Raw genomic sequence first — 9254 nt, 5'->3', positions numbered from 1 at the left:
GCCTCGTTGTCGTCGGTCGACACCCAACACCAGGGTGCCTCCCTCCTCCGCCTCGCGATCTACGTGCCCCAGCCCTGCTCCTTGATCCACGCCCCTACTGCCGGGCGCTCTAAAGCAGTTGTGCCAGAATATGAAAAGGGGCTGGGCTGAGTGGCCACGGGGACATGACAAGCGTCGGCGTCACACTGGATGGGTGAGTGGCCTGACAATCACCGGCAACCCCGGCCGCAACGAGCGACGCCGTAGTTACGATCGTAGCAGGACCACCCGTGACGCCCTGATCGCGACGGCTGAACGCCTGTTCGCGGAACGGGGTCTCGACGCGGTTTCGCTGCGCGAGATCGCCGCTGCCGCGGGTAGTCACAATACCGGAGCGGCCCAGTATCACTTCGGCGACAAGGAGCGACTCCTCGAAGCGATCTTCGAACATCGCGCGACCGTACTCAACGCACGCAGATCGGTACTGCTCGCCCAGGCCACCAGCCAGGCCACCAGCCAGGCGACGATCCAAGCCACGGTCGAGGCCATCGTACGGCCGCTGGCGGAACTGGTTGGTCACGGCCAGTACGTCAGTTTCCTGGCCCGGCTTCAGGCCGACCACGCACGTGATCATCGCATCCGCCGACCGGAGAGCGGCACGGACGCCACGTTCCGCCAGGCCCGGGACATCCTGCGGCAGGCTCTTCCCACCCTGCCGGAAGCTGTGTTCCGGCGCCGATTCAACCTTGCCATGCGGATGGCCATCGCCGCGCTTGCCGACTACGAACGCGTCCACGCCACCGAGGCGCAACCCGACGCGGCTGCACACTGCGCAACTGATCCCACCGGTCGCGACCCAGGTGGCCCGCCCTCGGGCGAAGAACTGCACGATCTGGTCACAGACCTATATGATCTGGTCACAGACCTGGCTGAGGCCATGTCCGGGATGCTGGCCGCCCCGTCCTCCCGCACAACCACCCGCACCGTTCGCTCCGGGGAAAGCCGTCCCCCCGCAGCGGGCACCCCCCGTGCTGATTGCCAGTCCGGCGAAGATGGGAAACCATGCTCCGCACCACCAGGGCAGCTACCGGACAGACCATGAACATCGGGATGAACTTCTACCCCGACACGCCGTTCGGGGGTTACGGGATCAGCGGTGTCGGCCGCGAACACGGTCTCGGCAGCTTCCGGGAATACCTGCAAGCCAAGACAATCGCCAGCCCAGCGGTATAAAGTCAGCCAGGAAAGTCGTCCTACGCCACCCCGATCCCACGTCATACCGATCGGGGCCTCGGCCAGGATGACGTCACGGTGTTCGCGGGCGGGCGGGCGCCGGTGGTCACGTTCACGATCAGCGCCGACGGGCGCCTCGACGTGCTCATGTGCTCGGTGGACGTACCGGAGGAGGACCTGTGTCGGCACCGCGACGACGGCGCAAGGCATACGACCGACGGCTGTTGGCGAACCAGCCTGCGCACGAGGAACAGCTCACCGACTACCCGGTCGGCTGGTACTTCGCGCGTTTCGGCGAAGATCTAAAAGCCGGCCAGGTGGTTCCGGTCGAATTCATGTCCCGCCAGTTCGCGCTCTTTCGAAACCGGACCGGGACAGTTGGCATGATCGACAGCCAGTGCTGTCACATGGGGGCCGACCTGGGTCGCTGCGGCTGGGTGAGCGGCGACCGGTTGGCCTGCGGCTACCACGCCTGGGAATTCGAGACCGATGGCCGCTGCGCGGCTATTCCACGGGTGCCGGCCGCCAGTATCCCACGCCGGGCCCGCCAGCACGCGGTACCCGTCATCGAACGGGCGGGAAACATCTACTTCTGGTACGGCCCGGAGCCCGTCCGGGAGTTCCTCGACGTCTCACACTTCGACTCCTCACAATTCCTCAATGTCAAGGGCGAGGTGTACATCGGCCGCGGTGAGCCCCTGCCGATATCCGAGCACATCGTCGACTCCTACCATTTCCCGTACAGCCATCGGATCACCGCACCGGTGGAATACGCCGTCCTGGCGAACGAGGGAGACCGCTTCGAGTTCCAGCTCCGACCCGCGGGCGGGCAGCCGCAATCCAAGGTCCAACGGCTGTTCAACTCGCACGCGTTCGGTGAGATGGCCGCGCCCTGCATCGGCGTGTACCGGACGCAGCAGGATGCGACTATCGACCGGACGTCGCCCATGCTCACAGTTCTCACCGGGGGTACACCGGTACGCGAGGGTCTGTTCATCTTCACCTGGCGTATCGCCGTCCGCAAGATCGGCCCTGACCGTTACTTCGGCCCGCTCAACCGTGTTCTGGGCCGGCTCATGTTCTTCATCATCAAGTGGAACTACTACTCCGACATGGAAGTTCTCAGGTGGATGCGGGCCCCCGCCAAGCCCCTTTCAGTGAAACCGGACGGGGCGGCCATACGCGAGTACCGGGCCTTCTACCGCCGCCATATCCTACCCGGCTGGCGTTTCGGGGACCCGACGCCGACGGGTGAGCCGACGCCGACGGGTGAGCCGACGCCGACGGGTGAGCCGACGCCAGCGCCCCGCAACGACCACGACGGGCAGCCCACCGCGGCCGACAGCCACGGCGGCCGGTAAGATCACCGGCCGCCGACATCGGCGGGGATTGACATCAGCGGAGCGAACGCTGCGGTCAGCTGACGGCCTTGAAGGACTCGAGGTCGATGGCAGCAGTGACACACCGCTGAAGGTTGGCACTGATCAGAGCCGGGCCGTGGTGGGTGGGCGGAGTCATCACCCAGCCCACAGCCACCCCCCAGACCATGTTCTGCCGGTAGAGCAGCCAGGCGTCATCGGCGCTGGGAGGCGTGACGCCGTGGCGGGCGAGTTCGTCGAGGTAACCGGCGATCAGGTCCCGCTCAAGGGTCCGCCGACGCTCAGAATCAAGGGCGGTCACGATCAGGTAGGCGACGTCGCTGGACCAGTTACCGGCCTTGCAGAACTGCCAGTCGAGCAGTCCGCCACCCGTCGGCAGCAGATAGGTGTTGGCGACGTGAGCGTCACCGTGCAGCAGGCATCTGTGTTCCTTCTCCATGAGGACCTGAAGCTTCCACAACGCCGCCCAGAGTTCGTCGTGTGATCGCCCGAGTCCGGCGACGATCTCGGCTTTCCAGTCGATCTTCAGCTGCTTGTCGAAGATCTTCCGACCGATGGTCCGGAAGAACTCCATGTTCTCGCCCGAGTCGGGTGTCTCCAGCCATGGGAAGACCTCGTGAAGATCAGAACTTGACCAGTAGGCGGCATGGACCTTGGCCAGCTCCGCAAGCAGCGCGGCAGCCTGTTCACGGGTCAGTGACCCCAGCGCATTGGGATATGTTGCATCCCGCAACGAGAGATCCTCGATGAGCACCACGAACTGCCCGGTCTCGTCGTCGAGATCGCCGAAGAACATCCGGGGTGCCTCCACGTCGAGCTGGGGGCGGACCTCCCGGTAGAAACCGATCTCCGTGCGGTACATGGCGGGAGCTGCGCGCGGCAGACCCGACTGATCCTCACCGACCAGCAGGGTCTTGAGGAACATCCGCGGTGGCAGCCCTGCATCGCATCCCGGCGCGTACTGCAATCCGAGCGTCAGACGATCCGCGGTTGATGCCTTCTCACCGGTAGCGGTGGCAACACCGACCCGCGTCGCGCCTATCAGGTCCACCCCGTCGACGACAACTGTTGGATGGGCCGAACGCAACAGGGTGGTCAGCATCGCGGGGGTGAGGTCTTCAGCCGACCTGGGTAGACTTGCCATGCTGGATTCTGGCACAGAAACCGTTGCAGACGACTGGCCTGACGAAGACATCCGTTCCTCACGGCGGCACCCGAGGGCAATCGCCGGTCCTTGACGAACCTGTACGTGCCCGGGCACACCTCAAGCGGTCGGCCTCCGATGATGTCCGAGACACTGTTCTTGGTGGTACCTGGCGGTGGCTACAGCACACGGACACACACAGAGCAAAGCAGAGGATGATCCTCAGACTGAGTGTGCACGACCCCGGCACCGGCGCGCGGTATGACGTCGAGATATCGGCCGATCCCGGGACCGGGGTCGGTTCCGTGCTCGACGCGCTGCCATTACCGGTCGGCGGTCGCCGTTGCTTCGTCGACGGCCGACTGCTCGACCCCGCCGCGACCGTTGGCGACAGCCCGCTGGTGCACGGCACGACAATCAGTATCGGAGCGCCGGGTCCACAACCGCGCGCCGTTGTGCCCGGTGCCGTCGGCGCGCTGCGGGTGCTCGACGGCCACGACGCCGGCCTGGTCAGCTGGCTCGATCCGGGCGGCCACGTCATGGGACGCGATCCGCAGGCACGGGTCGTGCTCACCTGTGACGAAGTCTCCCGCAACCATGCGGCGCTCACGGTGTCGAGGGATGGCGCGGTCACCGTTGAGGACCTCCATTCCAGCAACGGCACCCTGGTCGACGACGCGTCCCTGGTCGGGCCGGCGCCCCTTGCGGCCGGGGCCGTTCTCGAGGCCGGTACCGACCGCATGGAGTGGGTGCCGCTGCCCCGCTCGCCGCTGCCGACGACTCGCAGCCACGACGGTCGCCTCGACTTCGACCGGGCCTTCGCCCCGACACCCGCCGTCGGACGTACCGAGGTGACGCTGCCGTCGGTCCCCACCCGCCAGACCGCCTCCCGCGGCGCCGTCTGGATCCCGGCGCTGCTGCCGGTCCTTATCGGTGGCGTCCTGTTCGTGGTCATGCGCAACCCCATCCTGCTGGTGACCTGCCTACTCGGCCCGGCCAGCGTCATCGGCAACCAGCTGGTGACCCGCAGACAGCGGGGCGCTGACGATCAACGCTTCGAGAAGGAGAAGGGGGCGGCGCTGCACACGATCACGACCGCAGTGGCCGCCGAGGAGAAGATCCGCCGCGCGCAGGCGCCCGACCGGCTCGACCTCACCCTTGCCGCGACCGGAGCCGACCGCCGGGTATGGCCGCGCAACGCGGACTCGCCGGACGGTCTGCGGTTGCGAGTGGGCACCGCGGACGAGCCCGCCTCGATCGACCTGCGCGGCGAGCGCTGGGCCGGTTTCACCGAGCCGACCCTGCGCGGCGTGCCGCTGACCGTCGACCTGCGCGCCGTGGGTGTGTTGGGCGTCACCGGTCCGGCCGGCCCCGCCGCTGACCTGGCCCGGTGGTTGCTGGTCCAGCTCGGCGTGCTCCGCAGCCCCGACGACCTGCGGATCGTCCTGATCACATCCGGGGATCGGGGCGACCTGGCGTGGGCGGCCTGGCTGCCGCACGTCGCCGCAGGTGAGGCGGGCCCGGTGCCCTGCTGGGTCGGCAACACCGAGCACACCCGGGCCAGCCGCATCGCCGAGCTCCGGGATCTGATCACCATCCGGTCCGCCGAACGCCGGGGCAGCGGGAACGTCGGTTTCGCCGAGGACGTCGTGGTCGTGCTCGACGGTGCACTCGCGTTGCGCAACCTGTCGGGTATGAAGGCGATCCTGCGGGACGGGCCGGAGGCGGGCGTGTACGTGATCGCCGTCGACCGGCACGGGATGAACGAGTGCCGCGCAGAATGTCAGGTCGACGACACTCGTGCCGTCCGGCTGACCCACCGCCGCGGCGAGCAGGTCGCGGTCGGCCGCTGCGAGGGAATCGACCCCGCCGACGCCGAGCTGCTCGCTCGGGCCCTCGCAGCCCTGCGCGACCGGCTGTCACTGGGCAGTGCGGAATCAGCCATCCCCTACCCGGTGCGCTTCCTCGACCTCGTCGGCGTCGGCCTACCGTCCGCGGACGACGTGCTCGCCCTGTGGGCGGACCAGCCGGGGCCGACCACCCGGGTGCTCCTCGGCGCGGACGGGGACGGTCCGGTCACCGTCGACCTCGCCGGGCAGGGACCGCACACGATGCTCGGCGGCGCCACCGGCGCGGGCAAGAGCATCCTGCTCCAGACGCTCGTCACCTCGCTGTTACTGGCCAACACCCCCGACGAGCTGAACCTCGTCCTCGTCGACTTCAAGGGCGGCAGCGCGTTCCTCCCGTTCGAGCGCTGCCCGCACGTCGTCGGGCTCATCCGCTCCACCGGCGAGACACCGGCGGACGTCTTCGACCAGGCTGCCGCCGACCGGGTCCTCGCCTCGGTACGGGCGGAGGTGCGCCGCCGGGAGTCCCTGCTCGCCCGGTACGGCGGTGAGATCGACGAGTACTGGCGGGCCCGGCGCGATGCACCCGGGCTGCCCGCGCTCCCCCGCCTTGTTATGATCTTCGATGAGTTCGCCCGGGTACTGGAGACGTCCCCGGACTTCCTGCGGGCACTGGTCAACGTCGCGGCCAAAGGCCGGTCGCTGGGCATGCACCTGGTGCTGGCCACGCAGTCGCTGCAGGGCAAGCTGTCGGCCGAGCTGAAGAACAACATCGAACTGCGGATCACCCTCCGACAGAACGAGCCGGCCGACAGCGTCGAGGTCCTGGGCATACCGGATGCCGCGGCCATCCCCGGCCGGCTGCGTGGCCGCGGCATGATTCTCTGCACGAAGGACGAGACGCGGACGCCGCGCCTGTTCCAGTCCGGCTACCTGGGTGATCCGCCGCCCGTCGGTGGGGCGCGGCCCGCTCACATCCGGATCGTGGACTGGGTCGCGCTCGGCACCGCCCGGCCGGAGGATCGAGCGGACCACGGCGGCGCGGCCACCGACCAGACGTTGACCGTCCGCGCGATCGAGGCCGCCGCCAGCCGGCTGGGCCGCCCGGCGCCGTTGCGACCGCTGCTGCCGTCGCTGCCCGCGGACCTGACGCTCGACGACCTTACCGCCAGGGCCACCGTCGAACCCCCCGCGACGGCTATCCCGTACGGCCTGATCGACATCCCCGACGCCCAGGCCCAGCCGCCGGCCGTGCTCGACCTCGCCGGAAGGGACCGGCTGCTGGTGGCCGGTGGGCCGCAGCAGGGCCGCACGACGCTGGCCCGTACACTGATCACCAGTCTGGCGGCACGCTTTCGGCCGGACGAGGCGCAGGTGTACGTCATCGAGCACCAACCGGCGGGGCTGGCGGCCTACGCGGGGTTGCCGCACTGCGGCGCGGTGATCGCCGGCGACGAGCCCGACCGCATCCGCCGGTTCGTCACCTGGCTGCATGCGGAGGTCGCCCGGCGCCAGACAGCACGGTTGGGTGGCGGTGGCGGTGGCGGTGGCGGCCCGGCGACCGAGGGACAGCGGGAGCCGTGGATCGTCGTTGTGGTCGACGGCTGGGAACGGTTCGAAAACCGCAGCGACCCGACGTTTCAGGAGACGTCCCTGCTGACCACGCTGCGCGAGACGATCGAGGCCGGGCCACCGCTGGGTGTACACGTCGTGCCGCTGGGCGGCCAGGAGCTGTTCACCAGCAGAGTGGCGACGCTGTTCACCCACCGCCTGCTCCTGCCGTTCGGCAAGGAGGAGGTGCGCCGGGCACAACTGCCGTCAGGGGTGGCGAGCCCGCCGACCGTACCCGGCCGGGCCGTGGACGCCGCCACCGGGACGCACGTCCAGATCTGCCGCCCAGATGTCGACGCCGACATGCTCATCGGCCAGGTCACCGCCCGGCTTACCACCACCCGACTGCCCGCCGCCGGACCAGCCCGCCTGCCACGGCCGTTCCCGCCGCTACCGACCCAGCTCAGGGTCGAGGACCTGCGGCTACCCGACCCGCCCCCGTCCGACACCTGGCTGCCGCTCGGCGTGGGCGGCCTGAATCTGGACGTCGTGGGGATGGACTTCTTCGACGCCGGGCCGCACGTGCTGCTGGTCTCCGGCCCCACGAGGTCCGGACGGACGACCGCGGCGGCGACCGTCATTCGCGGGCTGCGGCGGATCGGCGTCGGCGTACTGGTCCTCGCCCCACCACGCTCACCGCTGCCGACCCTTGTCGGGGATGACGACGACGGCGTCCGGATCGTGACCGGGACGACGGTGCAGGACACCGACCTACGGGCCACGGCCGAAGCCTTCGGCGACGGCCGGTACGCGGTGGTCGTCGACGACTGCGGACAGATCACCCTGATTCCGACCCAGGTCAACTTCGCCGACGGCCCGACGCTGCTTCAGGACATCGCGGGCCCCGGCTCGCTCGGCCGCCACGCGCTGGTGCTGTGCGGCGACGCGGCACCCATCCTCACCGGTCAGCACCGCTCCCTCGCTCGGGTCGTCAGCGAGATCATGACCAGCGGTGCCCGGCTGCTGCTCACGCCCACCGTGCGGGGGACGGCATACGATCACGGCTTCAAACTGGAACCCGACCAGTTCTTCGCCGCTCCGGCCGGCCGCGGCTACCTCGCCACCGCCCGCACCACGGCCCTGGTGCAGCTGGCCCGGTAGCCGGTCCCCGGCACCGCCGCCGTATCCCGCAGCAGGGTGGCATGGTCATGTCGGTCAAAAGGCTTCACCGTCTGCCATGTGATGCCGCCGGTAAACAGAATCCAAATAACAAAACCAGAATTCGTAGGTCGTTGAGGCCATCCTGATGACCAGAACCACCTACCGTTCGGCCGAATGTCGTCCGACAGTAGGTGGAATCGGCCGTTATGATGACCTTTTCTACCTACGATCCCGCTGTATCTGTGCGTTCCGCGGAACACAGAACCTGACCACCGCCGGCCGTTCAGCACTGTTCCGCAGCGCACTGCCTCCCAGGGAATCGGACCGCTCGAGCCAAAGATCGCCGATACCATCCGGGCCGACCGTCCGGATCGGCAGGTCGGCGGCGACACCGTTGCGACTGGCGGCAAGCAGTTTGCCGGCCGGTGGGGCCAACACCTCGTAGCCGCCCGCATGCACGGCCTCAAAGTCGACTCTGACGAGTTCTTTGAGAACCAAAAGTCGACAGCTTGAAGTCATGGCAACGCAATTGACTCCCGCCGAATCTCCATTCGCTATCACCAACCTTCCCCGGTCCCCATCCAGAACGACGACGAGAATGTCATCATATGGCCCAGTTCCCAGATAGCCGATTATCCGGCACACCCGGAATGGTAGATCCGGAATCTCGGCAGAGTCTTCGAGACCAACGATTTCCAGCCAATCATCTTCCAATTCTTTCCAGCAATTTGAGAAGTCGATGGACTTCGATAGATCGATTCCTCACCAACCGATCCGGATTCTTCGCAAGACCGGGCAGCGCGGTCTCTAGCTGACCCTTGAGCTTCGCTCGGAATACCGGGCCCCGAAGGGCCTTCTCGACATGAGGAAGAGCCGCATCAAAGGGGCCGCCGAAATCCTTACCATAGAAGGGTTTAAGCACGATTCCGTCGGTACCCGGACGAAGGACGACTTCGACGC

5 protein-coding genes and 1 pseudogene are annotated in these 9254 nt (G+C 67.8%); 4 read left to right on the top strand and 2 right to left on the bottom strand.

The window, feature by feature from the left end; genetic code table 11:
- Positions 1 to 130 precede the first annotated feature (130 nt).
- From U9977_RS05805 to U9977_RS05795, 3 genes and pseudogenes are all read left to right on the top strand, one after another.
- A complete protein-coding gene (locus tag U9977_RS05805; RefSeq protein ID WP_416210484.1) occupies positions 131 to 1081 on the top strand; it encodes a TetR family transcriptional regulator in 951 nt (316 codons plus the stop codon).
- Positions 1075 to 1212, top strand: a pseudogene (locus U9977_RS05800) (aldehyde dehydrogenase family protein); the annotation flags it as partial. The gene U9977_RS05805 and the pseudogene U9977_RS05800, both read left to right, overlap by 7 nt.
- A 179-nt stretch (positions 1213 to 1391) precedes the next feature.
- Positions 1392 to 2573, top strand: coding sequence for a Rieske 2Fe-2S domain-containing protein (locus U9977_RS05795; protein ID WP_322748129.1), 1182 nt, complete (start codon positions 1392 to 1394; stop codon positions 2571 to 2573).
- Between the two features lie 55 nt (positions 2574 to 2628).
- Here U9977_RS05795 and U9977_RS05790 read toward each other — a convergent pair whose 3' ends face one another.
- Positions 2629 to 3735 (bottom strand): phosphotransferase, encoded by a 1107-nt coding sequence (locus tag U9977_RS05790; protein ID WP_322748128.1) that lies wholly within the window; start codon positions 3733 to 3735, stop codon positions 2629 to 2631.
- Between the two features lie 215 nt (positions 3736 to 3950).
- Here U9977_RS05790 and U9977_RS05785 point away from each other — a divergent pair, with 215 nt between their 5' ends.
- Complete coding sequence (locus U9977_RS05785) at positions 3951 to 8294, top strand: FtsK/SpoIIIE domain-containing protein (RefSeq protein ID WP_322748127.1); 4344 nt, start codon at positions 3951 to 3953, stop codon at positions 8292 to 8294.
- Between the two features lie 703 nt (positions 8295 to 8997).
- Here U9977_RS05785 and U9977_RS05780 read toward each other — a convergent pair.
- On the bottom strand, positions 8998 to 9254 hold a 257-nt coding region (locus U9977_RS05780; protein WP_322748126.1), incomplete at its 5' end, for a hypothetical protein.

This window comes from Protofrankia sp. Cas8, assembly GCF_963555845.1.
In the GTDB taxonomy this organism is placed as follows: Bacteria; Actinomycetota; Actinomycetes; order Frankiales; family Frankiaceae; genus Protofrankia.
This window is presented reverse-complemented; position numbering and strand designations above follow the sequence as displayed.

Bases quoted from the DNA above. Each gene is read 5' to 3' on its own strand.
- U9977_RS05805 (WP_416210484.1), top strand. From the start codon at position 131: ATGAAAAGGGGCTGGGCTGAGTGGCCACGGGGACATGACAAGCGTCGG.
- U9977_RS05790 (WP_322748128.1), bottom strand. From the start codon at position 3,735: ATGGCAAGTCTACCCAGGTCGGCTGAAGACCTCACCCCCGCGATGCTG.
- U9977_RS05785 (WP_322748127.1), top strand. From the start codon at position 3,951: ATGATCCTCAGACTGAGTGTGCACGACCCCGGCACCGGCGCGCGGTAT.